The sequence below is a fragment of the Pseudomonas nunensis genome (genome assembly GCF_024296925.1).
Taxonomy (GTDB): Bacteria; Pseudomonadota; Gammaproteobacteria; order Pseudomonadales; family Pseudomonadaceae; genus Aquipseudomonas; species Aquipseudomonas nunensis.
In genome coordinates, this window is sequence record NZ_CP101125.1 from 6,954,610 (window position 1) to 6,978,368 (window position 23,759).

Genomic DNA, 23,759 nt, shown 5'->3' on the forward strand with positions numbered 1-23,759 from the left:
AGCAGTAAATAAGCGTGGGGCCCCGGCCTTTCCGTTCATCGAATCGAGACATTTTGTCGAGGTTGGATGAGCGGGGAGGTTGGGGCCTTGCCTTGACTGGGGACAAGATCCTCTTTAGACTCTTGTACCCCTAAATTTGGCGGGAATTCGTTCCTGCCATTTTGCTTTTCTTGCAAGACAATAGCGTCGCAAGACAACAGTGGAGCTAGTAGATGGCAACTATCAACCAGCTGGTACGTCAGCCGCGTAAGCGTATCGTCGAGAAATCCGACGTACCTGCGCTGCAGAACTGCCCGCAACGTCGTGGCGTATGCACCCGTGTGTATACCACCACGCCGAAAAAACCTAACTCGGCACTGCGTAAAGTATGCCGTGTGCGTCTGACCAACGGTTTCGAGGTTTCCTCGTACATCGGCGGTGAAGGCCACAACCTGCAAGAGCACAGCGTGGTACTGATCCGCGGCGGTCGTGTAAAAGACTTGCCAGGTGTTCGTTACCACACCGTACGCGGTTCTTTGGATACTTCCGGCGTTAAAGGTCGTAACCAGGGTCGTTCGAAGTACGGTACCAAGAAGCCTAAGTAGTAGCGGCTTTTTGTAAAAACTGATTTTCTATTTTTCTGAGTCGATAAGAGTAAGGTCGGAGGCGTCCCGAAAGGGCACCGATTCCGAGCGAACCTGAAGACCGTTTGAGGGCTTATCCATGCCAAGAAGACGCGTAGCAGCCAAGCGCGAAGTGCTTGACGATCCAAAATACGGAAGCCAAATCCTGGCCAAGTTCATGAACCACGTTATGGAAAGCGGCAAGAAAGCCGTTGCCGAGCGTATCGTTTATGGCGCGCTGGAAAAGGTTAAAGAACGCAAGAACAGCGATCCCCTGGAAATCTTCGAGAAAGCTCTCGACGCCATCGCTCCGCTGGTCGAAGTGAAGTCGCGCCGTGTAGGCGGTGCTACTTACCAGGTTCCGGTCGAAGTTCGCCCGTCCCGTCGTAACGCCCTGGCAATGCGCTGGTTGGTAGACTTCGCCCGCAAGCGCGGCGAGAAGTCTATGGCTCTGCGTTTGGCTGGCGAACTGTTGGACGCCGCTGAAGGTAAAGGTGCTGCAGTTAAGAAGCGTGAAGACGTGCACCGTATGGCTGAAGCCAACAAGGCTTTCTCGCACTACCGCTTCTAATTTTAGCGTCACTAATTTTGCGAGGGCTTTATGGCTCGTACTACACCGATTAATCGCTACCGTAACATTGGTATCGTTGCTCACGTGGATGCTGGTAAAACCACCACCACCGAGCGCGTCCTTTTTTACACTGGCAAAAGTCACAAAATGGGCGAGGTGCATGACGGCGCCGCGACCACAGACTGGATGGTGCAGGAGCAGGAGCGTGGTATTACCATTACTTCTGCTGCCATTACCGCCTTCTGGCAGGGTTCCGAGAAGCAGCACAAGGACCAATACCGTTTCAACGTCATCGACACCCCGGGCCACGTTGACTTCACTATTGAAGTTGAGCGTTCCCTGCGTGTTCTCGACGGCGCGGTTGTTGTGTTCTGCGGCACCTCGGGTGTTGAGCCTCAGTCGGAAACCGTATGGCGTCAAGCCAACAAATACGGCGTTCCACGTCTTGTTTACGTAAACAAGATGGACCGTGCTGGTGCCAACTTCCTGCGCGTGATCGGTCAGATCAAGCAGCGTCTGGGTCACACTCCGGTGCCAATCCAGTTGGCTATCGGTTCCGAAGACAACTTCCAGGGTCAGATCGATCTGATGGCTATGGAAGCTGTTTATTGGAATGATTCTGACAAGGGTATGGTCCCAGTTCGTAAGCCTATCCCTGCTGAACTGCAGGAACTGGCTGACGAGTGGCGCGGCAACATGGTTGAGGCTGCGGCCGAAGCCAGCGAAGAGCTGATGAACAAGTACCTCGAGGGTGAAGAACTCACCAACGAGGAAATCAAGGCCGCTCTGCGTCAGCGTACTATCGCTGGTGAGATCGTTCTGGCTGTTTGCGGTTCTTCCTTCAAGAACAAGGGTGTTCCCCTGGTTCTCGACGCCGTTATCGATTACCTGCCTGCGCCTGTTGATATTCCTGCCATCAAGGGTACTGACCCGGATGACGAGACTATCGATCTGGAGCGTCATGCAGACGATAACGAACCGTTCTCTGCTCTGGCATTCAAAATTGCCACTGACCCATTCGTGGGTACCTTGACCTTCGTTCGAGTTTACTCGGGCGTGTTGGCCTCCGGCGACGGCGTGATCAACTCGGTTAAAGGCAAGAAAGAGCGCGTGGGTCGTATGGTGCAAATGCACGCAAACGCCCGTGAAGAAATCAAGGAAGTACGCGCTGGTGACATCGCGGCCTTGATCGGCATGAAGGACGTCACCACTGGTGAGACTTTGTGCAACGCTGACAAGCCAATCATCCTGGTTCGCATGGACTTCCCGGAGCCGGTTATTTCGGTTGCCGTAGAGCCTAAGACCAAGGACGACCAGGAAAAAATGGGTATCGCTCTGGGCAAACTTGCTCAGGAAGACCCGTCTTTCCGCGTCAAAACTGATGAAGAGACTGGTCAAACGATCATCTCCGGCATGGGCGAGTTGCACCTGGACATCCTGGTTGACCGGATGCGCCGTGAGTTCAACGTCGAAGCCAACATCGGTAAGCCTCAAGTTTCGTACCGTGAGCGCATCACGAAGAGCTGCGAAATCGAAGGCAAGTTCGTTCGTCAATCCGGTGGTCGTGGCCAGTTCGGTCATTGCTGGATTCGTTTTGCTCCTGCTGACGAAGGTCAGGAAGGTCTGCAATTCCTGAACGAAGTAGTGGGTGGTGTGGTTCCTAAGGAATACATCCCGGCTATCCAGAAGGGTATCGAAGAGCAGATGAAGAACGGCGTAGTTGCCGGCTATCCGCTGATCGGCCTGAAGGCTACCGTGTTTGATGGTTCCTACCACGACGTCGACTCCAACGAGATGGCGTTTAAGGTGGCTGCTTCCATGGCGACCAAGCAACTGGCCCAGAAGGGCGGTGGTGAGTTGCTTGAGCCGATCATGGCGGTAGAGGTTGTTACGCCTGAAGACTATATGGGTGACGTGATGGGCGACCTTAACCGTCGTCGCGGCATGATCCTGGGTATGGAAGACACGGTTTCCGGCAAAGTGATTCGCGCCGAGGTTCCGTTGGGTGAGATGTTCGGTTATGCGACCGACGTCCGTTCCATGTCCCAAGGTCGCGCAAGCTACTCTATGGAATTCAAAAAATACAATACGGCTCCGTCGCACATCGTCGAAACCGTTACCAAAAAACAAGGCTGATTCAGCCCCTTTAGGCTAGGAGTTAATTGTCGTGGCTAAAGAAAAATTTGACCGTACCCTCCCGCACGTCAACGTTGGCACCATCGGTCACGTCGACCACGGTAAAACCACGCTGACCGCTGCTCTGACTCGCGTCTGCTCCGAAGTTTTCGGTTCGGCTGTTGTTGCTTTCGATAAAATCGACAGCGCTCCAGAAGAAAAGGCTCGTGGTATCACCATCAACACCGCACACGTTGAATACAACTCGCTGATCCGTCACTACGCTCACGTTGACTGCCCAGGTCACGCTGACTATGTGAAGAACATGATCACCGGTGCTGCTCAAATGGACGGCGCTATTCTGGTTTGCTCGGCCGCTGATGGTCCGATGCCACAAACCCGTGAGCACATCCTGTTGTCCCGTCAGGTTGGCGTTCCGTACATCGTTGTCTTCCTGAACAAGGCTGACATGGTTGACGACGCTGAGCTGCTGGAGCTGGTTGAGATGGAAGTGCGCGATCTGCTGAGCACTTACGACTTCCCAGGTGACGACACTCCGATCATCATCGGTTCGGCTCTGATGGCTCTGAACGGCCAAGACGACAACGAAATGGGCACCACTGCCGTTCGTAAACTGGTTGAGACTCTGGACAGCTACATCCCAGATCCAGTCCGTGTTATCGACAAGCCGTTCCTGATGCCAATCGAAGACGTATTCTCGATCTCCGGTCGCGGTACTGTTGTAACTGGCCGTATCGAGCGCGGTATCGTCAAGGTTCAGGATCCACTGGAAATCGTTGGTCTGCGTGACACTACCGTCACCACCTGCACCGGTGTTGAAATGTTCCGTAAGCTGCTCGACGAAGGTCGTGCTGGCGAGAACTGCGGCGTGCTGCTGCGCGGCACCAAGCGTGACGACGTTGAGCGTGGCCAGGTTCTGGTCAAGCCAGGTTCGGTTAAGCCGCACACTACCTTCGAAGCTGAAGTGTATGTGTTGAGCAAAGAAGAAGGCGGTCGTCACACTCCGTTCTTCAAAGGCTACCGTCCACAGTTCTACTTCCGGACCACTGACGTGACCGGTAACTGCGAACTGCCGGAAGGCGTTGAAATGGTAATGCCAGGCGACAACATCAAAATGGTTGTCACCCTGATCAAAACCATCGCAATGGAAGATGGTCTGCGTTTCGCTATTCGTGAAGGCGGTCGTACCGTCGGCGCTGGCGTCGTAGCCAAAATCATCGCTTAATAAGTGATGACTTGAAAAAGCCCCCGCCTAGCGGGGGCTTTTTTATTGGGTTGACACTGTAGTAGCCCGTCTATAGAATTGCGCCTCCTTTTAACGGGCGTATTGCGCTCGGTGGGAATAGCAGCCGGAGTCTGAAATCCAATGCAAAATCAGCAAATCCGTATCAGGTTGAAGGCTTTTGACCATCGCCTGATCGACCAATCCACCCAGGAAATCGTGGAAACCGCGAAACGTACTGGTGCTCAAGTGCGTGGTCCAATTCCACTGCCTACCCGTAAAGAGCGGTTCACCGTTCTGGTCTCCCCGCACGTCAACAAAGACGCGCGTGACCAGTACGAGATCCGTACTCATAAGCGCGTACTGGACATCGTCCAGCCAACGGATAAAACCGTTGATGCTCTTATGAAGCTTGATCTTGCGGCCGGTGTGGAAGTACAGATCAGCCTCGGCTAAGACTCGGTCTTAGTCGTGTAACGCTCTGAAATGGGCGGCCATAGCGGGTGAAAGCCCCGTACACTCATGAGGTTTACAACATGACTATTGGTGTAGTCGGTCGTAAATGCGGTATGACCCGTATTTTCACCGAAGAAGGTGTCTCCATTCCGGTCACGGTCATTGAGATCGAACCGAATCGCGTCACCCAGTTCAAAACTGAAGAGACCGATGGCTATCGTGCAGTGCAAGTCACTGTAGGCGAGCGTCGTGCTTCGCGTGTTACAGCTGCTCAAGCTGGCCACTTCGCTAAAGCGAACGTTGCCGCTGGTCGTACCGTAATGGAATTCCGCCTTGAAGAAGGCGAGTACCAGGCCGGCGATCTGATCAACGCTGAAATCTTCGCCGCTGGTCAACTGGTTGATGTAACCGGTCAGTCCAAGGGTAAAGGCTTCCAGGGTACGATCAAGCGTTGGAATTTCCGCGGGCAAGATAATACCCACGGTAACTCCGTGTCCCACCGCGTTCCAGGCTCTATCGGCCAGTGCCAGACTCCTGGTCGTGTATTCAAGGGCAAAAAAATGTCCGGTCATATGGGCGCTGAGCGCGTGACCGTGCAGTCCCTGGAAGTAGTGCGCGTGGACGCTGAACGCAATCTGTTGTTGGTCAAGGGTGCTGTTCCTGGCGCTACTGGCGGCAACTTGGTTGTACGTCCAGCAGCCAAGGCTCGCGGTTAAGGGGAAGCTGACATGCAATTAAATGTAAATGACGCTCAAGCGATCGAAGTTTCCGAACTGACATTTGGCGGCGAATTCAACGAGACGCTGGTTCACCAAGCAGTCGTGGCCTACATGGCCGGCGGCCGTCAAGGTAGCAAGCAGCAAAAGACCCGTTCCGACGTTCGTGGTGGCGGTAAGCGCCCTTGGCGTCAGAAAGGTACTGGCCGTGCTCGTGCCGGTACTATCCGTAGCCCAATCTGGCGTGGCGGCGGTACCACTTTCGCAGCTCGTCCTCAGGATCACACCCAGAAGCTGAACAAGAAGATGTATCGCGCAGCAATGCGTTCCATCCTTGCTGAGCTGGTGCGTACTGATCGTCTGGTTGTGGTTCAGGACTTCGCTGTTGATGCACCGAAGACCAAAGATCTGCTGAACAAACTGACCGGCATGGGCCTGACTGACGTCTTGATCGTGTCTGAAGTTGTTGATCAGAACCTGTACCTGGCTGCTCGTAACCTGCCACACGTTGATGTACGTGACGTTCAAGGTTCCGATCCAGTTAGTCTGATCGCATACGACAAGGTGTTGATCACCGTGTCGGCCGTGAAGAAATTCGAGGAGCTGCTGGGATGAACCAGGAACGCGTATTTAAAGTTCTGCTTGGCCCGCACGTTTCCGAAAAGGCTACGGTTCTGGCTGACAAGAAAGGCCAGTTCGTTTTCAAGGTTGCAACTGACGCAACCAAGCTGGAAATCAAGAAGGCCGTCGAAAGCCTGTTCAGCGTGAAAGTAGAGCGTGTTACTACCCTGAATGTTCTGGGTAAGAGCAAGCGCACTGCTCGCGGTCTGGGCAAGCGTAATGACTGGAAGAAGGCAGTTATCTCCCTTCAACCAGGCCAAGATCTCGATTTCAGCAGCAGTGCTGAGTAAGGAAGGGGTGCATCATGGCAATCGTTAAATGCAAACCGACTTCCCCTGGCCGCCGTTTTGTGGTCAAGGTGGTCAACCAGGAGCTGCATAAAGGCGCTCCTCACGCACCGCTGCTCGAGAAAAAATCGAAGACTGGTGGTCGTAACAACAATGGTCGCATTACCACTCGTCACATCGGTGGTGGCCATAAGCAGCATTATCGTCTGGTCGATTTCCGTCGCAACGACAAAGATGGCATCTCTGCCACTGTCGAGCGTATTGAATACGATCCAAACCGTACTGCTCACATCGCTCTGCTGCTGTACGCAGATGGCGAGCGTCGCTACATCATCGCCCCTAAAGGCGTGAGTGCTGGTGACCAGCTGATCGCAGGTGCTTTGGCACCGATCAAGCCGGGCAACGCTCTGCAACTGCGTAACATTCCAGTTGGTAGCACCGTACACGGCATCGAATTGAAGCCAGGTAAAGGCGCGCAAATCGCTCGTTCCGCTGGTGCTTCGGCTCAGCTGATCGCTCGTGAAGGTGTCTACGTGACCCTGCGTCTGCGTTCTGGTGAGATGCGTAAAGTGCTGGCTGAATGCCGCGCGACCCTGGGTGAAGTCTCGAACTCCGAGCACAGCCTGCGTTCGCTGGGTAAAGCTGGTGCCAAACGCTGGCGTGGCGTTCGCCCAACCGTTCGTGGTGTTGCCATGAACCCGGTTGACCACCCACATGGTGGTGGTGAAGGTCGTACCTCTGGTGGTCGTCATCCGGTATCGCCATGGGGCTTCCCGACTAAGGGCGCGAAGACTCGTGGTAATAAGCGTACCGACAAAATGATCGTCCGTCGTCGCAAGTAAATAGAGGGATACGACAGTGCCACGTTCTCTGAAAAAAGGTCCTTTTATTGATCTTCACCTACTGAAGAAGATCGAAGTGGCGGCGGAAAAGAACGATCGCAAACCAGTTAAGACCTGGTCGCGTCGTTCGATGATCCTGCCACAAATGGTCGGTTTGACCATTGCAGTGCATAACGGTCGTCAACATGTTCCAGTTCTCGTGAACGAAGACATGGTCGGCCACAAACTAGGCGAGTTTGCCGGTACCCGCACATATCGTGGGCACGTGGCAGACAAGAAAGCCAAGCGTTAAGGGGTAAGGAACGATGGAAGTAGCCGCTAAGTTGTCGGGCGCTCGAATCTCCGCCCAGAAAGCCCGCTTGGTCGCCGACCAGATCCGCGGGAAGAAGGTGGGCGAAGCGCTCAACCTGTTGGCTTTCAGCAGTAAGAAAGCCGCCGAGATCATGAAGAAAGTGCTGGAGTCGGCCGTAGCCAACGCCGAGCATAACGAAGGCGCAGACGTTGATGACCTTAAAGTCAGCACCGTTTTCGTCAACGAAGGGCGTTCGCTGAAGCGAATCATGCCACGTGCCAAAGGCCGTGCTGATCGCATCGTCAAGCGGTCTTGCCATATCACTGTCAAGGTTGCTGACAAGTAACGGAGTCGAAGAGATGGGTCAGAAAGTACATCCCATTGGCATTCGCCTGGGAATCGTCAAGGAGCACACCTCCGTCTGGTACGCAGACGGTCGGACTTATGCGGACTATTTGTTCGCTGATCTGAAGGTGCGCGAGTATCTCCAAGACAAACTAAAAAGCGCGTCCGTAAGCCGTATCGATATCCATCGTCCGGCTCAAACTGCACGTATCACCATCCACACCGCTCGTCCAGGTATCGTTATCGGGAAGAAAGGTGAAGATGTTGAGAAACTGCGTCAGGACCTGACCAAGCAAATGGGTGTGCCTGTGCACATCAATATCGAAGAGATCCGCAAGCCGGAGCTTGACGGTATGCTGGTTGCGCAGAGCGTAGCTCAGCAGCTGGAGCGTCGCGTAATGTTCCGTCGCGCTATGAAGCGCGCTGTTCAGAACGCCATGCGCATTGGTGCCAAAGGCATCAAAATCCAAGTGAGCGGTCGTCTCGGCGGTGCTGAAATCGCACGTACTGAATGGTATCGCGAAGGTCGTGTGCCACTGCACACCCTGCGTGCCGACATCGACTATGCCAACTACGAAGCTCACACCACTTACGGTGTGATCGGTGTAAAGGTTTGGATCTTCAAAGGCGAAGTAATTGGTGGTCGCCAAGAAGAACTGAAACCACAAGCACCAGCGCCTCGTAAAAAAGCTGCTAAGTAAGGGGTACGCCAAATGTTGCAACCAAAGCGTACGAAGTTCCGCAAGCAGATGACAGGCCACAACCGTGGTCTGGCTCAGCGCGGTAGCAAAGTCAGCTTCGGCGAGTTCGCGCTGAAGTCTGTAGCTCGTGGTCGTCTCACCGCTCGTCAGATCGAGTCAGCGCGTCGTGCTCTGACCCGTCACGTTAAACGTGGCGGCAAGATCTGGATCCGTGTATTCCCGGACAAGCCTATTTCCAAAAAGCCACTCGAAGTTCGGATGGGTAAAGGTAAGGGTAGTGTGGAGTACTGGGTTGCCCAGATTCAGCCAGGTAAAGTCCTGTATGAAATCGAGGGTGTAACTGAAGAGCTGGCGCGTGAGGCTTTTGCCCTGGCTGCTGCAAAGCTGCCGCTCGCCACCGCCTTTGTTAAACGGACGGTGATGTGATGAAAGCGAATGAACTTCGTGAAAAAGACGCGCCGCAGCTTAACGAGCAACTGCTCGGCCTGCTGCGCGACCAGTTCAATCTGCGCATGCAGAAAGCAACTGGCCAGTTGGGGCAGTCTCACCTGCTCCGGCAAGTTAAGCGTGACATCGCTCGCGTGAAGACTGTGCTCAAACAGCAGGCAGGTAAGTAATCATGGCTGAAGCCGAAAAAACCGTCCGTACGCTGACTGGCCGTGTTGTCAGCGACAAAATGGACAAGACCATCACCGTTCTGATCGAGCGTCGCGTAAAGCACCCGATCTACGGTAAATACGTTAAGCGTTCGACTAAGCTGCACGCGCACGACGAAACCAATCAGTGCCACATCGGCGACAAAGTCACTATTCGTGAAACTCGTCCTTTGGCCAAGACTAAGTCTTGGGCGCTGGTTGATGTTCTCGAACGCGCTGTGGAAGTCTAAGGACTAGGGGTCGGAGAAATTATATGATTCAGACTCAATCCATGCTCGATGTGGCCGATAACTCTGGCGCTCGCCGTGTTATGTGCATCAAGGTGCTGGGTGGCTCCCATCGTCGTTACGCTGGTATCGGTGACATCATCAAAGTTACCGTGAAGGAAGCAATTCCTCGCGGTAAAGTGAAAAAAGGCCAAGTGATGACTGCTGTTGTAGTCCGCACTCGTCACGGCGTACGTCGTGCTGATGGCTCCATTATCCGCTTTGATGGCAACGCTGCTGTTCTTCTGAACAACAAGCAAGAGCCGATCGGCACCCGTATCTTTGGGCCAGTGACCCGTGAACTTCGTACTGAGAAGTTCATGAAGATCGTCTCGCTCGCCCCAGAAGTGCTGTAAGGAGATCCGACATGCAAAAGATTCGTCGTGACGACGAGATCATCGTGATCGCCGGCAAAGACAAAGGTAAGCGCGGTAAGGTGCTTAAGGTTCTCGCTAATAACCGTCTGGTTATCGGCGGTCTGAACCTGGTTAAGCGTCATACCAAGCCTAACCCGATGTCGGGCGTACAAGGCGGTATCGTCGAAAAAGAAGCTCCACTGGACGCTTCTAACGTCGCCATTTTCAACGGCGAAACCAACAAGGCTGACCGCGTTGGTTTCAAAGTAGAAGACGGCAAGAAAATTCGTGTCTTCAAGTCGACCCAAAAAGCGGTTGATGCTTGAACACTGCTAGGTAGAAGACCATGGCACGACTAAAAGAGATTTACTGGAAGGAAATCGCACCGAAGCTTAAGGAAGAACTTAAGCTTTCGAACGTGATGGAAGTTCCACGCGTTACAAAGATCACCCTGAACATGGGTCTGGGCGAAGCGGTCGGTGACAAAAAAGTCATCGAGCACGCTGTTGCCGACCTGGAAAAGATCACCGGTCAGAAAGTCGTTGTGACTTACGCTCGGAAATCCATCGCTGGCTTTAAAGTCCGTGAAGGTTGGCCGATCGGCGTCAAAGTGACTCTGCGCCGTGAGCGTATGTATGAATTCCTGGATCGTCTGCTGTCGATCTCCCTGCCTCGGGTTCGCGACTTCCGCGGCCTGAATGCCAAGTCCTTCGATGGTCGTGGTAACTACAGCATGGGCGTTAAAGAGCAGATCATCTTCCCGGAAATCGACTACGACAAGATCGATGCTCTCCGCGGTCTGGACATTACCCTGACCACCACTGCCAAGAACGATGATGAAGGTCGCGCGCTGCTGCGTGCTTTCAAATTCCCGTTCCGCAACTGATTGGAGTAGGAAAATGGCCAAGATGAGCATGAAAAACCGCGAGCTGAAGCGTCAGCTCACGGTTGCCAAGTACGCCAAAAAGCGTGCAGCACTGAAAGCAATCATCGTTGATCTGAACGCAAGTCCAGAAGCGCGTTGGGAAGCTACAGTAGCTCTGCAGAAGCAGCCACGTGACGCAAGCGCTTCGCGCATGCGTAACCGCTGCCGCCTGACCGGTCGTCCACACGGCGTTTACCGCAAGTTCGGCCTCGGCCGTAACAAACTGCGTGAAGCTGCAATGCGTGGTGACGTACCTGGTCTGGTTAAAGCCAGCTGGTAAGCACTATCAAAGTCTCGGCGTCCAGTTTCGCAAGATACTGACCGCCGGTGACCTTGAACTTGAATCAAGCCCCTATTGGGGCTTGATTCATTTGTGGGGTGTGTCTAGAATACCCGGCTCGCCTGAGCCCGTGCTTTTTTCGCATGGATGAGCTCGGCGACAAGTAGTAGCCGCAAGGCTAATTTTTTTGTATTAGGAGCGTCTAGCCCATGAGTATGCAGGACCCGTTAGCGGACATGCTAACTCGAATCCGTAATGCCCAGATGGCTGAAAAGTCCGTCGTAAGCATGCCATCTTCTACTTTGAAGGTAGCTGTTGCCAAAGTCCTGAAGGACGAAGGTTACATTGCGGGTTATCAGATCAGCAGCGAAATCAAACCACTGCTGTCCATCGAGCTGAAGTACTTCGAAGGCCGTCCGGTCATCGAGGAAGTGAAGCGCGTTAGCCGTCCAGGCCTGCGTCAGTACAAGTCCGTCGATGATCTGCCAAAAGTTCGTGGCGGTCTCGGTGTGTCTATCGTCTCCACCAACAAAGGTGTGATGACGGATCGTGCTGCGCGCGCTGCCGGTGTCGGCGGCGAAGTTCTTTGCACTGTGTTCTAAGGGGGGATAAGCATGTCACGCGTCGCTAAGAACCCCGTTAAGCTGCCAGCCGGTGTCGAAGTAAAATTCGCAGGCCAACAGCTTTCGGTGAAGGGTGCCAAGGGCACTCTCGAACTGAACATCCATTCGTCCGTTGAGATCGTTGAAGAAGCTGGTGAGCTGCGTTTCGCTGCTCGCAATGGCGATCAACAAACTCGCGCAATGGCTGGTACCACTCGTGCGTTGGTAAACAACATGGTCCAAGGCGTAAGCCAAGGCTTCGAGCGCAAGCTCCAGCTGGTCGGTGTTGGTTACAAAGCGCAAGCAAAAGGCACAGTGCTGAACCTGGCTCTTGGCTTCTCGCACCCAGTGGATTATGAACTGCCGGAAGGCATCACCGCTGAGACTCCTAGCCAAACCGACATCCTGATCCGGGGTATCGATAAGCAGCTGGTAGGTCAAGTGGCCGCCGAGATCCGCGACTTCCGTCCACCAGAGCCGTACAAAGGCAAAGGTGTGCGCTACGCGGACGAAGTCGTCCGTCGTAAAGAAGCCAAGAAGAAGTAGGGCATAGCAAATGACCGACAAAAAAGTTACTCGACTGCGTCGCGCTCGCAAAGCACGCCTGAAAATGCACGAACTCGAAGTCGTGCGTCTCTGCGTGTTCCGCTCGTCGCAGCACATCTACGCCCAGGTCATTTCGGCCGACGGCAACAAAGTCCTGGCATCTGCCTCGACTTTGGATAAAGAACTGCGTGATGGCGCCACTGGCAACATCGACGCGGCCACTAAGGTTGGCCAGCTGGTCGCTACGCGTGCTAAAGCCGCTGGCGTCTCGCAGGTGGCTTTCGACCGCTCTGGCTTCAAGTACCACGGCCGCGTCAAGGCGCTGGCTGATGCTGCTCGTGAAGCTGGGCTGGAGTTCTAAGTTATGTCAAATAACGACCAAAAGCGCGACGAAGGCTACATTGAGAAGCTGGTTCAAGTTAACCGCGTAGCCAAAACCGTTAAAGGCGGCCGTATCTTCACTTTCACCGCGTTGACCGTGGTTGGTGATGGTAAAGGGCGCGTTGGCTTCGGCCGTGGCAAGTCACGTGAAGTGCCTGCCGCGATCCAGAAGGCAATGGAAGCTGCTCGCCGCAACATGATCCAAGTTGATCTGAACGGCACTACCCTGCAGTACGCAATGAAGTCCGGTCACGGCGCTTCGAAGGTGTACATGCAGCCTGCCTCTGAAGGTACCGGTATCATCGCTGGCGGCGCTATGCGTGCTGTCCTCGAAGTTGCTGGCGTTCAGAACGTTCTGGCCAAGTGCTACGGCTCGACTAACCCGGTAAACGTGGTTCACGCCACTTTCAAAGGTTTGAAAGCTATGCAATCTCCTGAATCCATTGCCGCCAAGCGTGGCAAAAGCGTCAAGGAGATCTTCTGATCATGGCTACCGTTAAAGTTACGCTGATCAAAAGCATGACCGGCCGCATCCCTAACCACAAACTGTGCGTTAAGGGTCTGGGTCTGCGTCGCATCGGTCACACTGTAGAAGTACTTGATACTCCCGAGAATCGCGGGATGATCAACAAGGCTTACTACATGCTGCGTGTCGAGGGTTAATCGATGAAACTCAATGATCTGAGTCCAGCGCCGGGTTCCCGTCGCGAAAAGCATCGTCCGGGCCGTGGTATCGGTAGTGGTTTGGGCAAGACCGGTGGCCGTGGCCACAAAGGTCAGTCCTCTCGCTCCGGTGGCACCATTGCTCCAGGCTTTGAAGGCGGTCAACAGCCGCTGCATCGTCGCCTGCCGAAATTCGGTTTCGTTTCCCTGAAAGCCATGGACCGCGCAGAAGTGCGTCTGTCCGAGCTGGCCAAAGTGGAAGGCGACATCGTCACCGTGCAGTCCCTGAAAGATGCCAACGTGATTAACGTCAACGTACAGCGTGTGAAAATCATGCTGTCCGGCGAAGTTACTCGCGCTGTTACCATCGGAAAGGGAATCGGCGCCACCAAAGGTGCGCGTGCGGCTATCGAAGCAGCTGGCGGCAAGTTCGAGGAATAAATGGCTAAGCAAGGTGCTCTCTCTGCGCTCGGCAAAGGCGGTATGTCTGAACTCTGGGCTCGTCTGCGTTTTCTGTTCCTGGCGATTATCGTCTACCGAATAGGCGCACACATCCCGGTTCCAGGTATTAACCCGGACCGACTCGCGGACCTGTTTCGACAGAATGAGGGGACCATTCTTAGCTTGTTCAACATGTTTTCCGGCGGCGCGCTGGAACGGATGAGCATCTTTGCACTGGGGATCATGCCGTACATTTCGGCATCGATCATCATGCAGCTGATGACCGCCGTTAGCCCGCAGCTGGAACAGTTGAAGAAGGAAGGTGAAGCTGGCCGTCGCAAGATCAGCCAGTACACCCGCTACGGCACTGTCGTCCTCGCTCTCGTTCAGGCAATTGGCATGTCCATTGGTCTGGCAGGGCAGGGCGTTGCGTTCACTGGTGACTTTGGCTTCCATTTCGTCGCGGTATCCACTTTTGTGGCTGGTGCGATGTTCATGATGTGGCTGGGTGAGCAGATTACTGAGCGTGGTGTTGGCAACGGTATCTCGATGTTGATTTTTTCGGGTATCGTCGCCGGTCTTCCGAGAGCGATCGGGCAGTCTTTCGAGTCTGCACGTCAGGGTGATATCAACATCTTCGCCCTGGTAGCCATCGGTTTGCTGGCAGTAGCGATTATCGGTTTCGTGGTGTTCATTGAGCGTGGTCAGCGTCGTATTGCTGTTCACTACGCCAAGCGTCAGCAGGGCCGCAAGGTCTTTGCTGCGCAGACTAGCCACTTGCCGCTGAAGGTGAACATGGCCGGCGTTATTCCGGCCATTTTCGCGAGCAGCATTTTGCTGTTCCCGGCTTCGTTGGGTGCCTGGTTTGGTCAGTCTGAAGGTATGGGCTGGTTGCAGGACATCTCGCAGTCGATCGCTCCTGGTCAGCCGTTGAATATTCTGCTGTTTAGTGCAGGGATTATTTTCTTCTGCTTCTTCTATACGGCGTTGATGTTCAATCCGAAAGACGTAGCGGAAAACCTGAAGAAGTCCGGTGCCTTTATTCCGGGCATCCGTCCAGGCGAGCAGTCTGCGCGCTACATTGATGGCGTTCTGACTCGTTTGACCATGTTCGGTGCTCTTTACATGACGGCCGTGTGTCTGCTTCCCCAGTTCCTGGTGGTTGCGGCAAACGTACCGTTCTACCTTGGCGGGACCTCGTTGCTGATCGTCGTCGTGGTTGTGATGGACTTCATGTCCCAAGTACAATCGCACCTCGTTTCGCACCAGTACGAATCCCTGATGAAGAAAGCCAACCTGAAGGGTTACGGCAGCGGCATGTTGCGCTGAGTACCCATAAGGTTCGAGGAGTTGGTGATGAAAGTTCGTGCATCGGTGAAAAAGCTGTGCCGTAACTGCAAGATTATTCGCCGCGAAGGTGTTGTTCGAGTAATTTGCAGCGCGGAACCGCGTCACAAACAGCGCCAAGGCTGAGTGTGATTGTGCTTCAAGCCCGGCAGCTAGTGCGCTGCCGGGTTGATTATTTGTTATTACAGCGATATTATCTCGCGCCCTATTTCTTGGCTTCCGGGGCGTAGGTAGCTGTCAATTGGAGTCCCACTGAATGGCCCGTATTGCAGGCGTTAACATTCCAGATAACAAGCATACTGTTATCTCGCTGACCTACATCTATGGTGTTGGTCGCACTACTGCACAGAAGATTTGTGCAGTGACTGGGGTAAACCCAGCCGCAAAGATCAAAGATCTGAGCGACGAGCAGATTGAACAGCTGCGTGGCGAAGTGGCGAAGTTCACCACTGAAGGTGACCTGCGTCGCGAAATCAACATGAAAATCAAGCGTTTGATGGACCTCGGTTGCTATCGCGGTCTGCGTCATCGTCGTGGTCTTCCAGTGCGCGGTCAGCGTACCAAGACTAACGCGCGTACCCGTAAAGGTCCGCGTAAGCCGATCCGCAAGTAATCGCCCCAGCGAATCGACAGGAAATTAATCATGGCTAAACCTGCTGCTCGTCCTCGTAAAAAAGTTAAAAAGACAGTGGTTGATGGCATCGCCCACATCCACGCGTCGTTTAACAACACAATCGTGACCATCACCGACCGTCAAGGCAACGCTCTTTCCTGGGCTACCTCCGGTGGTTCGGGTTTCCGCGGTTCCCGCAAGTCCACGCCGTTTGCTGCTCAAGTAGCTGCTGAACGTGCTGGTCAAGCTGCGCTGGAATACGGTCTGAAAAACCTCGACGTTAACGTCAAAGGTCCAGGCCCAGGTCGTGAATCCGCAGTCCGCGCTTTGAACGGCTGTGGCTACAAGATCGCCAGCATCACCGACGTGACGCCAATCCCGCACAACGGGTGCCGTCCGCCGAAGAAGCGCCGCGTGTAATCCAGGAGATTGTAAAGAATGGCTCGTTACATTGGTCCAAAATGCAAACTCGCTCGTCGTGAAGGCACCGATCTCTTTCTGAAGAGCGGCGTGCGCGCGATCGAATCGAAGTGCAACATTGAAGCAGCACCTGGTATCCACGGCCAACGCCGCGGTCGCCAGTCCGATTACGGCACCCAACTGCGTGAAAAGCAGAAGGTCCGTCGTATCTACGGCGTTCTCGAGCGTCAATTCAGCGGCTACTACAAAGAAGCTGCTGGCAAGAAAGGTGCAACTGGCGAAAACCTGTTGCAACTGCTCGAATGCCGTCTGGACAACGTTGTATACCGTATGGGTTTTGGCTCTACTCGTGCCGAATCCCGTCAGCTGGTATCGCACAAATCCGTAAGCGTTAACGGTCAGACCGTAAACGTGCCGTCGTACCAGGTTCGTGCTGGTGACGTGGTCGCGATTCGCGAGAAAGCAAAGAACCAACTTCGCATTGTCCAAGCTCTCGATCTGTGTGCCCAACGTGGCCGCGTAGAATGGGTAGAAGTAGACACTGAGAAGAAGTCGGGCGTTTTCAAGAACGTTCCTGCTCGCAGTGATCTGTCCGCCGACATCAACGAAAGCCTGATTGTCGAGCTCTACTCCAAGTAAGGGCTAGAAAATAGGTGCATCCATGCAGATTTCGGTAAATGAGTTCCTGACACCCCGCCATATTGATGTGCAGGTTGTCAGTCCAACCCGCGCCAAGATCACTCTCGAGCCTCTCGAGCGTGGTTTTGGCCACACCCTGGGCAACGCGCTGCGACGCATCCTGTTGTCCTCAATGCCCGGCTGTGCAGTAGTCGAGGCCGAGATTGACGGTGTGCTCCACGAGTACAGCGCCATCGAAGGTGTACAGGAAGACGTAATTGAAATCCTGTTGAACCTTAAAGGTCTGGCTATCAAGCTGCACGGCCGTGACGAAGTTACGCTGACCTTGTCGAAGAAGGGTTCGGGGGTGGTTACCGCTGCCGATATTCAGCTGGATCATGATGTCGAGATCGTTAACCCCGATCACGTAATCGCTAACCTGGCGTCTAACGGCGCCCTGAACATGAAGCTCACCGTAGCTCGTGGTCGTGGTTATGAACCGGCAGACTCGCGTCAGAGCGATGAAGACGAAAGCCGCAGCATTGGTCGCTTGCAGCTTGACTCTTCGTTCAGCCCGGTTCGCCGTATCGCATACGTGGTGGAAAACGCCCGTGTCGAGCAGCGTACTAACCTGGACAAGCTGGTTATTGATCTGGAAACCAACGGTACCCTGGATCCTGAAGAGGCTATCCGTCGCGCTGCAACCATCCTGCAACAGCAGTTGGCTGCGTTCGTCGACCTCAAAGGTGACAGTGAGCCAGTGGTTGTCGAGCAGGAAGACGAGATCGATCCGATCCTGCTTCGCCCGGTTGACGATCTGGAACTGACTGTACGTTCGGCTAACTGCCTTAAGGCGGAAAACATCTACTACATCGGTGACCTGATTCAGCGTACCGAAGTAGAGCTGTTGAAGACTCCGAACCTTGGCAAGAAATCCTTGACTGAAATCAAGGACGTTCTGGCCTCCCGCGGTCTGTCCCTCGGCATGCGCCTCGACAACTGGCCGCCTGCAAGTCTTAAGAAGGACGACAAGGCGACTGCCTGATCGTCGTAATCACCGAACGTTGTGTTTGGTAAGGAATGAACCATGCGTCATCGTAAAAGTGGTCGTCACCTGAGCCGCACTAGCTCGCACCGCAAGGCCATGTTTCAAAACATGGCAGTGTCGCTGTTCGAGCACGAGCTGATCAAAACTACACTGCCGAAAGCTAAAGAACTGCGTCGCGTTGCTGAGCCGCTGATCACTTTGGCCAAGACAGACAGCCTGGCTAACCGCCGTCTGGCTTTCGACCGTACTCGTTCGAAAGCTATCGTTGGTAAGCTCTTCAACGACCTGGGCAAGCGTTACGCTACCCGTGAGGGTGGCTACCTGCGCATCCTCAAGTGCGGTTTCCGCACTGGCGACAACGCGCCTATGGCGTACGTCGAGTTGGTTGATCGTCCTGCCGGTGGTGAAGCTGTATCCGCTGAGTAAGACGTCAGTCTGAAACGAAGAACCGGGCCTAGTGCCCGGTTTTTTGTGCCTGTAAGAAACGCGCTGTTTATACAAGCTTCACCGCGGTCTCTACCGTCATGATGCGAACGGGTTTCGTTGGTAGTATTTTTCTATTGATCGCTACAAATTAATGAATTTGTAGCCTTCCTGATGAATGGTCAATACTCCGTCCCAAGCCGATTAGCCGGCAGTTCCAAAACTGACAGAGGAAGAAGATCGCATGAGCCAAAACAAAACGCTTACGACCGCCAGTGGCGCTCCTGTCGCCGACAACCAGAATTCCCGCTCCGCCGGCCCTCGTGGTCCGCTGCTGCTCGACGATTTTCATCTGATCGAGAAGCTTGCCCACTTCAACCGTGAAAACATCCCTGAGCGTCGCGTACACGCCAAAGGTTCGGGCGCTTACGGCACGTTCACCGTCACTCGCGACATCACTCAATACACCAGCGCCAAGCTGTTCGAATCCGTTGGCAAGCAAACGCCTACCTTCTTGCGGTTTTCCACCGTAGGTGGTGAGCGCGGTTCGGCGGATACCGAGCGCGATCCTCGCGGCTTCGCTTTGAAGTTCTACACCGAAGAAGGCAACTGGGACATCGTTGGCAACAACACGCCAGTGTTCTTCATTCGCGACCCACTGAAATTCCCTGACTTTATCCACACCCAAAAGCGCCTGCCGCAAAGCAACCTGAAAAGCGCTCAGATGATGTGGGACTTCTGGTCGCACTCTCCAGAGGCGCTGCACCAGGTCACTATCCTGTTCTCGGACCGCGGCATCCCTGACGGCTACCGTCACATGCACGGCTTCGGCAGCCACACTTACAGCCTGATCAACGCCGTGGGCGAGCGTCACTGGGTGAAATGGCACTACAAGACCAAGCAAGGGATCAAGAACCTTGCGCCGGCAGACGCTGCCCGCCTGGCTGGTACCGACCCGGATTACGCCCAGCGGGATCTGTTCGGTGCGATCGAGCGCGGTGACTTCCCGAAATGGCGCGTGTGCATTCAGGTCATGACCGAAGCCCAGGCTGCGGCGCACTACGAGAACCCGTTCGACGTGACCAAAACCTGGTCGCAGAAAGAATTCCCGCTGATCGAAGTGGGCGAACTGGAGCTCAACCGCAATCCGCAGAACTATTTCGCTGAAGTGGAGCAAGCGGCATTCGGTCCGAGCAACATGGTCCCGGGTGTTGGTCTGTCGCCGGATCGCATGCTGCAAGGTCGTGTGTTCGCATACGCTGATGCACACCGCTACCGTGTCGGCACCAACCACCAGCAACTGCCGGTGAATGCCCCGCGCAATCAGGTCAATACCTACCAGCGCGACGGTTCGATGGCATTCGGCAGCAACGGTGGTGCTGCGCCGAACTACGAGCCAAACAGCTACGTGGAATCGCCGAAACAGGCGCCTCGTTATGCTGAACCTGCGTTGGCCCTGAGCGGTGCGGCGGATCGTTACGATCACCGCGAAGATACCGATTACTACAGCCACGCCGGTGCGCTGTTCCGCCTGATGAGTGACGAGCAGAAGATCCTGCTGATCAACAACATTGCCGGCGCGATGGCCGGGGTTTCCAGCGACGTCGTTGACCGTCAACTGCAGCACTTCTTCCGCGCTGACCCGGCGTACGGAGAAGCAATCGCAAAGGCGTTGGGCGTACAGCTTAACTAAGTCTAAACGAGAAGCAGAACCGCCCTCATTTGGGCGGTTTTTGCGTTATTTAAACCACTTTTCTCAGAATATCTTCGCTTTTATCGCGCATTCGGCGTGACCAAACAGTCTCCTTGGTTCAAACTACAGACTTTCAAGCAGGGAGATGTAGGGCGATGCAAGGCCACCCAGACGTAATCGATTACCTCAACACGTTGCTGACCGGCGAACTGGCGGCGCGTGATCAATATTTCATCCATTCGCGGATGTACGAGGACTGGGGTTTCACCGAGCTCTACGAACGTATCAACCACGAGATGGAAGAAGAAGCGCAGCACGCTGACGCCCTGATGCGTCGCATCCTGATGCTCGAAGGCACGCCACGCATGCGTCCGGACGACCTGGATGTGGGCACCACAGTGCCTGACATGCTCGCTGCCGACCTGCGACTGGAATACAAGGTCCGTGCCGCACTCTGCAAGGGCATCGAGCTCTGCGAGTTGCACAAGGACTACGTCAGCCGCGAGATTCTGCGCATTCAGCTGAACGATACCGAAGAAGATCACACCTACTGGCTGGAGAAGCAGTTGGGTCTGATCAAGTTGATCGGTCTGGAGAATTACCTGCAATCGCAGTTCTGATTCCCGGAAAAACCCCCCCGGATACAAAAAAGCCCCTGTCACCGACAAAGTGACAGGGGCTTTTTCATGGGCCTGGATCAGGCCTTGTCGCGAGCCAGCAGCGGCTTGAGGTAGAAGCCGGTGTGAGACTGCTTCATCTCCGACACTTCTTCCGGCGTACCGACGGCAATGATCTGCCCACCTTTGGAACCGCCTTCCGGCCCAAGATCCACCAACCAGTCAGCAGTCTTGATCACGTCCAGGTTGTGCTCGATCACCACCACGGTGTTGCCGTGGTCGCGCAGGCGATGCAGTACATCGAGCAATTGCTGGATATCCGCGAAGTGCAGGCCGGTGGTCGGCTCATCGAGGATGTACAGGGTCTTGCCGGTATCACGCTTGGACAGCTCGCGGGACAGTTTCACCCGCTGGGCTTCGCCGCCGGACAGCGTCGTCGCGGATTGACCAAGCTTGATGTACGACAGACCGACATCCATCAGTGTCTGAAGCTTGCGCGCCAGAGCTGGCACCGCGTCGAAGAACACCCGCGCTTCCTCAATGGTCATCTCGAGGGTTTCGTGGATGCTCTTGCCCTTGTACTTGATCTCCAGGGTTTCGCGGTTGTAACGCTTGCTCTTGCACACGTCGCACGGCACATAGATGTCCGGCAGGAAGTGCATTTCCACCTTGATCAGGCCATCGCCCTGGCAAGCTTCGCAGCGTCCGCCCTTCACGTTGAAGGAGAAACGCCCCGGGCCGTAACCACGGGAGCGGGACTCAGGCACGCCGGCGAACAGTTCGCGAATCGGCGTAAACAGCCCGGTGTAAGTCGCCGGGTTGGAACGCGGCGTCCGACCAATTGGGCTCTGGTCGATGTCCACAACCTTGTCCAGATGCTCCAGGCCCTTGATGCTGTCGTGAGCGGCAGCTTCCAGCGTCGTCGCGCCGTTGAGTGCCGTGGCGCTCAGCGGGAACAGGGTGTTGTTGATCAGCGTCGATTTGCCCGAACCGGAGACGCCAGTCACGCACGTCAGCAGGCCCAGCGGAATTTCCAGATCGACGTTGCGCAGGTTGTTGCCGCGAGCGCCCTTGAGCGACAGGGTCATCTTCTTGTTGCGCGGCGTACGTTTGGCCGGCACGGCAATCTTCACGCGGCCCGACAGGTACTTGCCGGTCAGCGAGTCCGGGTGCGCCATGACTTCGGCTGGCGTACCTTCGGCGACGATATGCCCACCGTGCACACCGGCACCAGGACCGATGTCGACCACGTAGTCCGCCAGACGAATCGCATCTTCGTCGTGCTCGACCACAATCACCGTGTTGCCGATGTCGCGCAGGTGCTTGAGGGTGCCAAGCAAGCGGTCGTTGTCCCGCTGGTGCAGGCCAATCGACGGTTCGTCGAGGATGTACAGAACCCCCACCAGGCCGGCGCCGATCTGGCTGGCCAAGCGAATACGCTGGGCCTCACCGCCGGACAAGGTGTCCGCGCTGCGATCCAGCGACAGATAATCAAGACCGACGTTAACCAGGAACTGCAGGCGCTCGCGGATTTCCTTGAGAATCTTGTCGGCAATTTCGCCGCGACGGCCCGTCAGCTTCAACACGCCGAAATATTCGCATGCATCGCCAATCGGCAGATTGGTCACGGCCGGCAAAGTCTTCTCGCCCACCCAGACGTGCCGCGCTTCGCGACGCAGACGCGTGCCACGGCAATCCGGGCAAGGCTGGGTGCTGAGGAATTTCGCCAGTTCTTCGCGCACCGAGGCGGACTCGGTTTCGCGGTAGCGGCGTTCCAGGTTCGGCACGATGCCTTCGAACGGGTGCGAACGTTTGACGATGTCGCCACGGTCGTTCAGGTACTTGAAATCGACATTCTGCGAACCGCTGCCGTGCAGGATGAACTTCTGCTGATCGGCCGGCAGATCGTTGAACGGCACTTCCAGGCTGAACTTGTAGTGGGACGCCAGCGACCCGAGCATCTGGAAGTAATAGACGTTGCGCCTGTCCCAGCCGCGAATCGCGCCTTCTGCCAGGGTCAGTTCGCCGTTCACCAATCGCTTGATGTCGAAGAATTGTTTAACCCCCAGGCCATCGCACGTCGGGCAGGCGCCGGCCGGGTTGTTGAAGGAAAACAGCTTGGGTTCCAGCTCGCTGATCGCATGGCCGCAGATTGGGCAGGCGAAGCGCGCGGAGAAGATGATCTCTTCGCCAGGCTCGTCGTCCATCGGCGCCACCAGGGCGATACCGTCGGCCAGTTTCAGCGCAGTCTCGAAGGATTCGGCGAGGCGCTGTTGCAGATCGGCGCGGACCTTGAAGCGGTCGACGACAACATCAATCGAATGCTTCTTCTGTTTATCCAGCTTCGGCAACTCGTCCAGCTCGCACAGCCGGCCGTTGACCCGCGCACGCACAAAACCCTGGGCGCGCAGTTCTTCGAAGACCGACAGATGCTCGCCTTTACGCTCGCGAATCACCGGGGCCAACAGCATCAACTTGCTGCCTTCCGGTTGTGCGAGGACCAGGTCGACCATCTGACTGACGGTCTGGGCTTCCAGCGGAATATCGTGATCCGGGCAGCGCGGAATACCGACGCGGGCGTAAAGCAGGCGCAGGTAGTCGTAGATTTCGGTGATGGTGCCGACGGTCGAACGCGGGTTATGCGACGTCGACTTTTGTTCGATGGAGATCGCTGGCGACAGGCCTTCGATGGTGTCGACGTCAGGCTTTTCCATCATCGACAGGAACTGCCGGGCGTAGGCCGACAGCGATTCGACATAGCGGCGCTGGCCTTCGGCGTACAGCGTGTCGAATGCCAGGGAAGACTTGCCGGAGCCGGACAGGCCGGTGATGACGATCAGTTTGTCCCGTGGCAGGGTCAGGTCGATGTTCTTCAGGTTGTGGGTTCGGGCCCCACGAATCAGGATCTTGTCCAAAGTGGCCTCGCTCGGCGGGCGTCGAAAACGTAGGAGTATACGGCCAAATACTGGATGGATGCACACTATCAAATGCGGGGTGCGCAGGCTTACATGAAGACTGCGTCATCTATGCGCGTCATAGCGTCGCGATATACCCCGTCAATCGATGGGACTGG

Annotated in this window: 35 protein-coding genes; 34 read left to right on the forward strand and 1 reads right to left on the reverse strand. The window is 55.3% G+C overall.

Annotated features, from left to right (window positions below; translation table 11 throughout):
- Positions 1-212: 212 nt before the first annotated feature.
- The 34 genes from rpsL to bfr all read left to right on the forward strand — a co-directional run bounded on the left by rpsL (position 213) and on the right by bfr (position 20,689).
- Entirely contained in the window at positions 213-584 is a 372-nt protein-coding gene (gene rpsL, locus NK667_RS30715) for a 30S ribosomal protein S12 (RefSeq protein WP_002555494.1), read from the forward strand.
- 118 nt (positions 585-702) lie between these two features.
- The gene (gene rpsG / locus NK667_RS30720) at positions 703-1,173 is read left to right on the forward strand and encodes a 30S ribosomal protein S7 (RefSeq protein WP_002555493.1); all 471 of its coding nucleotides are present in this window, start codon (positions 703-705) and stop codon (positions 1,171-1,173) included.
- Positions 1,174-1,203: 30 nt separating this feature from the next.
- Entirely contained in the window at positions 1,204-3,309 is a 2,106-nt protein-coding gene (gene fusA / locus NK667_RS30725) for an elongation factor G (RefSeq protein ID WP_054052247.1), read from the forward strand.
- Positions 3,310-3,340: 31 nt separating this feature from the next.
- Positions 3,341-4,534, forward strand: a complete 1,194-nt coding sequence (gene tuf, locus NK667_RS30730) for an elongation factor Tu (protein ID WP_008145495.1) — start codon at positions 3,341-3,343, stop codon at positions 4,532-4,534.
- Between the two features lie 141 nt (positions 4,535-4,675).
- A complete protein-coding gene (gene rpsJ / locus NK667_RS30735; protein WP_003186070.1) occupies positions 4,676-4,987 on the forward strand; it encodes a 30S ribosomal protein S10 in 312 nt (103 codons plus the stop codon).
- A gap of 80 nt (positions 4,988-5,067) precedes the next feature.
- Positions 5,068-5,703: a 50S ribosomal protein L3 gene (gene rplC, locus NK667_RS30740; RefSeq protein ID WP_003186059.1), complete on the forward strand. Its 636-nt coding sequence runs from the start codon at positions 5,068-5,070 to the stop codon at positions 5,701-5,703.
- A 12-nt stretch (positions 5,704-5,715) separates the two neighbouring features.
- Complete coding sequence (gene rplD, locus NK667_RS30745) at positions 5,716-6,318, forward strand: 50S ribosomal protein L4 (protein WP_007896707.1); 603 nt, start codon at positions 5,716-5,718, stop codon at positions 6,316-6,318.
- Positions 6,315-6,614, forward strand: coding sequence for a 50S ribosomal protein L23 (gene rplW, locus NK667_RS30750; RefSeq protein ID WP_002555488.1), 300 nt, complete (start codon positions 6,315-6,317; stop codon positions 6,612-6,614). Before rplD ends, rplW begins: the two co-directional genes overlap by 4 nt.
- A 14-nt stretch (positions 6,615-6,628) precedes the next feature.
- The gene (gene rplB, locus NK667_RS30755) at positions 6,629-7,453 is read left to right on the forward strand and encodes a 50S ribosomal protein L2 (protein WP_003176423.1); all 825 of its coding nucleotides are present in this window, start codon (positions 6,629-6,631) and stop codon (positions 7,451-7,453) included.
- A gap of 16 nt (positions 7,454-7,469) precedes the next feature.
- Complete coding sequence (rpsS, locus tag NK667_RS30760; RefSeq protein WP_002555486.1) at positions 7,470-7,745, forward strand: 30S ribosomal protein S19; 276 nt, start codon at positions 7,470-7,472, stop codon at positions 7,743-7,745.
- A 13-nt stretch (positions 7,746-7,758) separates the two neighbouring features.
- Positions 7,759-8,091 (forward strand): 50S ribosomal protein L22, encoded by a 333-nt coding sequence (gene rplV / locus NK667_RS30765; RefSeq protein ID WP_003103908.1) that lies wholly within the window; start codon positions 7,759-7,761, stop codon positions 8,089-8,091.
- A gap of 13 nt (positions 8,092-8,104) precedes the next feature.
- Positions 8,105-8,791 (forward strand): 30S ribosomal protein S3, encoded by a 687-nt coding sequence (rpsC, locus tag NK667_RS30770; protein ID WP_003176422.1) that lies wholly within the window; start codon positions 8,105-8,107, stop codon positions 8,789-8,791.
- A gap of 12 nt (positions 8,792-8,803) precedes the next feature.
- Complete coding sequence (rplP, locus tag NK667_RS30775) at positions 8,804-9,217, forward strand: 50S ribosomal protein L16 (RefSeq protein ID WP_008145497.1); 414 nt, start codon at positions 8,804-8,806, stop codon at positions 9,215-9,217.
- Positions 9,217-9,408 carry a 50S ribosomal protein L29 gene (rpmC, locus tag NK667_RS30780; protein ID WP_008030901.1) on the forward strand — a complete coding sequence of 64 codons (192 nt, stop codon included), beginning with the start codon at positions 9,217-9,219 and terminating at the stop codon, positions 9,406-9,408. Before rplP ends, rpmC begins: the two co-directional genes overlap by 1 nt.
- A gap of 2 nt (positions 9,409-9,410) precedes the next feature.
- Positions 9,411-9,677, forward strand: coding sequence for a 30S ribosomal protein S17 (rpsQ, locus tag NK667_RS30785; protein ID WP_003176419.1), 267 nt, complete (start codon positions 9,411-9,413; stop codon positions 9,675-9,677).
- A 23-nt stretch (positions 9,678-9,700) separates the two neighbouring features.
- Positions 9,701-10,069, forward strand: coding sequence for a 50S ribosomal protein L14 (gene rplN, locus NK667_RS30790; RefSeq protein ID WP_002555479.1), 369 nt, complete (start codon positions 9,701-9,703; stop codon positions 10,067-10,069).
- A gap of 11 nt (positions 10,070-10,080) precedes the next feature.
- The gene (gene rplX / locus NK667_RS30795) at positions 10,081-10,395 is read left to right on the forward strand and encodes a 50S ribosomal protein L24 (RefSeq protein WP_003176416.1); all 315 of its coding nucleotides are present in this window, start codon (positions 10,081-10,083) and stop codon (positions 10,393-10,395) included.
- Positions 10,396-10,415: 20 nt separating this feature from the next.
- Positions 10,416-10,955, forward strand: coding sequence for a 50S ribosomal protein L5 (gene rplE / locus NK667_RS30800; RefSeq protein WP_003176415.1), 540 nt, complete (start codon positions 10,416-10,418; stop codon positions 10,953-10,955).
- 13 nt (positions 10,956-10,968) lie between these two features.
- Positions 10,969-11,274: a 30S ribosomal protein S14 gene (gene rpsN / locus NK667_RS30805; protein ID WP_003176414.1), complete on the forward strand. Its 306-nt coding sequence runs from the start codon at positions 10,969-10,971 to the stop codon at positions 11,272-11,274.
- Between the two features lie 209 nt (positions 11,275-11,483).
- On the forward strand, positions 11,484-11,876 hold the full coding sequence (gene rpsH, locus NK667_RS30810; RefSeq protein WP_003186040.1) for a 30S ribosomal protein S8: 393 nt from the start codon (positions 11,484-11,486) through the stop codon (positions 11,874-11,876).
- 12 nt (positions 11,877-11,888) lie between these two features.
- Positions 11,889-12,422, forward strand: a complete 534-nt coding sequence (gene rplF / locus NK667_RS30815; protein WP_007896774.1) for a 50S ribosomal protein L6 — start codon at positions 11,889-11,891, stop codon at positions 12,420-12,422.
- A 10-nt stretch (positions 12,423-12,432) separates the two neighbouring features.
- The gene (gene rplR, locus NK667_RS30820) at positions 12,433-12,783 is read left to right on the forward strand and encodes a 50S ribosomal protein L18 (RefSeq protein WP_003186037.1); all 351 of its coding nucleotides are present in this window, start codon (positions 12,433-12,435) and stop codon (positions 12,781-12,783) included.
- Between the two features lie 3 nt (positions 12,784-12,786).
- Positions 12,787-13,287 carry a 30S ribosomal protein S5 gene (gene rpsE, locus NK667_RS30825; RefSeq protein WP_007943782.1) on the forward strand — a complete coding sequence of 167 codons (501 nt, stop codon included), beginning with the start codon at positions 12,787-12,789 and terminating at the stop codon, positions 13,285-13,287.
- Positions 13,288-13,289: 2 nt separating this feature from the next.
- Positions 13,290-13,466, forward strand: coding sequence for a 50S ribosomal protein L30 (gene rpmD / locus NK667_RS30830; RefSeq protein ID WP_003186033.1), 177 nt, complete (start codon positions 13,290-13,292; stop codon positions 13,464-13,466).
- Positions 13,467-13,469: 3 nt separating this feature from the next.
- Positions 13,470-13,907: a 50S ribosomal protein L15 gene (rplO, locus tag NK667_RS30835; RefSeq protein ID WP_007896782.1), complete on the forward strand. Its 438-nt coding sequence runs from the start codon at positions 13,470-13,472 to the stop codon at positions 13,905-13,907.
- Positions 13,908-15,236 (forward strand): preprotein translocase subunit SecY, encoded by a 1,329-nt coding sequence (gene secY / locus NK667_RS30840; protein WP_003228718.1) that lies wholly within the window; start codon positions 13,908-13,910, stop codon positions 15,234-15,236.
- A gap of 27 nt (positions 15,237-15,263) precedes the next feature.
- The gene (gene rpmJ, locus NK667_RS30845) at positions 15,264-15,380 is read left to right on the forward strand and encodes a 50S ribosomal protein L36 (protein ID WP_002555468.1); all 117 of its coding nucleotides are present in this window, start codon (positions 15,264-15,266) and stop codon (positions 15,378-15,380) included.
- Positions 15,381-15,510: 130 nt separating this feature from the next.
- Positions 15,511-15,867 (forward strand): 30S ribosomal protein S13, encoded by a 357-nt coding sequence (rpsM, locus tag NK667_RS30850; RefSeq protein ID WP_003186020.1) that lies wholly within the window; start codon positions 15,511-15,513, stop codon positions 15,865-15,867.
- A gap of 30 nt (positions 15,868-15,897) precedes the next feature.
- Positions 15,898-16,287, forward strand: coding sequence for a 30S ribosomal protein S11 (gene rpsK / locus NK667_RS30855; protein ID WP_002555466.1), 390 nt, complete (start codon positions 15,898-15,900; stop codon positions 16,285-16,287).
- An 18-nt stretch (positions 16,288-16,305) separates the two neighbouring features.
- Positions 16,306-16,926, forward strand: a complete 621-nt coding sequence (gene rpsD / locus NK667_RS30860) for a 30S ribosomal protein S4 (protein ID WP_003210056.1) — start codon at positions 16,306-16,308, stop codon at positions 16,924-16,926.
- Positions 16,927-16,948: 22 nt separating this feature from the next.
- Entirely contained in the window at positions 16,949-17,950 is a 1,002-nt protein-coding gene (locus NK667_RS30865; protein ID WP_003186012.1) for a DNA-directed RNA polymerase subunit alpha, read from the forward strand.
- Between the two features lie 42 nt (positions 17,951-17,992).
- Positions 17,993-18,379: a 50S ribosomal protein L17 gene (rplQ, locus tag NK667_RS30870; protein WP_008145500.1), complete on the forward strand. Its 387-nt coding sequence runs from the start codon at positions 17,993-17,995 to the stop codon at positions 18,377-18,379.
- 241 nt (positions 18,380-18,620) lie between these two features.
- Positions 18,621-20,069 (forward strand): catalase, encoded by a 1,449-nt coding sequence (locus tag NK667_RS30875; RefSeq protein ID WP_054616803.1) that lies wholly within the window; start codon positions 18,621-18,623, stop codon positions 20,067-20,069.
- A gap of 155 nt (positions 20,070-20,224) precedes the next feature.
- Entirely contained in the window at positions 20,225-20,689 is a 465-nt protein-coding gene (bfr, locus tag NK667_RS30880) for a bacterioferritin (protein ID WP_007933692.1), read from the forward strand.
- A gap of 77 nt (positions 20,690-20,766) precedes the next feature.
- Here the strand turns inward: bfr and uvrA are convergent, their stop codons facing one another.
- Positions 20,767-23,601, reverse strand: coding sequence for an excinuclease ABC subunit UvrA (gene uvrA, locus NK667_RS30885; protein ID WP_054616802.1), 2,835 nt, complete (start codon positions 23,599-23,601; stop codon positions 20,767-20,769).
- Between the last annotated feature and the right edge of the window lie 158 nt (positions 23,602-23,759).

Bases quoted from the DNA above. Each gene is read 5' to 3' on its own strand.
- rpsL (WP_002555494.1), top strand. From the start codon at position 213: ATGGCAACTATCAACCAGCTGGTACGTCAGCCGCGTAAGCGTATCGTC.
- rpsG (WP_002555493.1), top strand. From the start codon at position 703: ATGCCAAGAAGACGCGTAGCAGCCAAGCGCGAAGTGCTTGACGATCCA.
- fusA (WP_054052247.1), top strand. From the start codon at position 1,204: ATGGCTCGTACTACACCGATTAATCGCTACCGTAACATTGGTATCGTT.
- rpsJ (WP_003186070.1), top strand. From the start codon at position 4,676: ATGCAAAATCAGCAAATCCGTATCAGGTTGAAGGCTTTTGACCATCGC.
- rplC (WP_003186059.1), top strand. From the start codon at position 5,068: ATGACTATTGGTGTAGTCGGTCGTAAATGCGGTATGACCCGTATTTTC.
- rplD (WP_007896707.1), top strand. From the start codon at position 5,716: ATGCAATTAAATGTAAATGACGCTCAAGCGATCGAAGTTTCCGAACTG.
- rplW (WP_002555488.1), top strand. From the start codon at position 6,315: ATGAACCAGGAACGCGTATTTAAAGTTCTGCTTGGCCCGCACGTTTCC.
- rplB (WP_003176423.1), top strand. From the start codon at position 6,629: ATGGCAATCGTTAAATGCAAACCGACTTCCCCTGGCCGCCGTTTTGTG.
- rplV (WP_003103908.1), top strand. From the start codon at position 7,759: ATGGAAGTAGCCGCTAAGTTGTCGGGCGCTCGAATCTCCGCCCAGAAA.
- rpsC (WP_003176422.1), top strand. From the start codon at position 8,105: ATGGGTCAGAAAGTACATCCCATTGGCATTCGCCTGGGAATCGTCAAG.
- rplP (WP_008145497.1), top strand. From the start codon at position 8,804: ATGTTGCAACCAAAGCGTACGAAGTTCCGCAAGCAGATGACAGGCCAC.
- rpmC (WP_008030901.1), top strand. From the start codon at position 9,217: ATGAAAGCGAATGAACTTCGTGAAAAAGACGCGCCGCAGCTTAACGAG.
- rpsQ (WP_003176419.1), top strand. From the start codon at position 9,411: ATGGCTGAAGCCGAAAAAACCGTCCGTACGCTGACTGGCCGTGTTGTC.
- rplN (WP_002555479.1), top strand. From the start codon at position 9,701: ATGATTCAGACTCAATCCATGCTCGATGTGGCCGATAACTCTGGCGCT.
- rplX (WP_003176416.1), top strand. From the start codon at position 10,081: ATGCAAAAGATTCGTCGTGACGACGAGATCATCGTGATCGCCGGCAAA.
- rplE (WP_003176415.1), top strand. From the start codon at position 10,416: ATGGCACGACTAAAAGAGATTTACTGGAAGGAAATCGCACCGAAGCTT.
- rpsN (WP_003176414.1), top strand. From the start codon at position 10,969: ATGGCCAAGATGAGCATGAAAAACCGCGAGCTGAAGCGTCAGCTCACG.
- rpsH (WP_003186040.1), top strand. From the start codon at position 11,484: ATGAGTATGCAGGACCCGTTAGCGGACATGCTAACTCGAATCCGTAAT.
- rplF (WP_007896774.1), top strand. From the start codon at position 11,889: ATGTCACGCGTCGCTAAGAACCCCGTTAAGCTGCCAGCCGGTGTCGAA.
- rplR (WP_003186037.1), top strand. From the start codon at position 12,433: ATGACCGACAAAAAAGTTACTCGACTGCGTCGCGCTCGCAAAGCACGC.
- rpsE (WP_007943782.1), top strand. From the start codon at position 12,787: ATGTCAAATAACGACCAAAAGCGCGACGAAGGCTACATTGAGAAGCTG.
- rpmD (WP_003186033.1), top strand. From the start codon at position 13,290: ATGGCTACCGTTAAAGTTACGCTGATCAAAAGCATGACCGGCCGCATC.
- rplO (WP_007896782.1), top strand. From the start codon at position 13,470: ATGAAACTCAATGATCTGAGTCCAGCGCCGGGTTCCCGTCGCGAAAAG.
- secY (WP_003228718.1), top strand. From the start codon at position 13,908: ATGGCTAAGCAAGGTGCTCTCTCTGCGCTCGGCAAAGGCGGTATGTCT.
- rpmJ (WP_002555468.1), top strand. From the start codon at position 15,264: ATGAAAGTTCGTGCATCGGTGAAAAAGCTGTGCCGTAACTGCAAGATT.
- rpsM (WP_003186020.1), top strand. From the start codon at position 15,511: ATGGCCCGTATTGCAGGCGTTAACATTCCAGATAACAAGCATACTGTT.
- rpsK (WP_002555466.1), top strand. From the start codon at position 15,898: ATGGCTAAACCTGCTGCTCGTCCTCGTAAAAAAGTTAAAAAGACAGTG.
- rpsD (WP_003210056.1), top strand. From the start codon at position 16,306: ATGGCTCGTTACATTGGTCCAAAATGCAAACTCGCTCGTCGTGAAGGC.
- NK667_RS30865 (WP_003186012.1), top strand. From the start codon at position 16,949: ATGCAGATTTCGGTAAATGAGTTCCTGACACCCCGCCATATTGATGTG.
- rplQ (WP_008145500.1), top strand. From the start codon at position 17,993: ATGCGTCATCGTAAAAGTGGTCGTCACCTGAGCCGCACTAGCTCGCAC.
- NK667_RS30875 (WP_054616803.1), top strand. From the start codon at position 18,621: ATGAGCCAAAACAAAACGCTTACGACCGCCAGTGGCGCTCCTGTCGCC.
- bfr (WP_007933692.1), top strand. From the start codon at position 20,225: ATGCAAGGCCACCCAGACGTAATCGATTACCTCAACACGTTGCTGACC.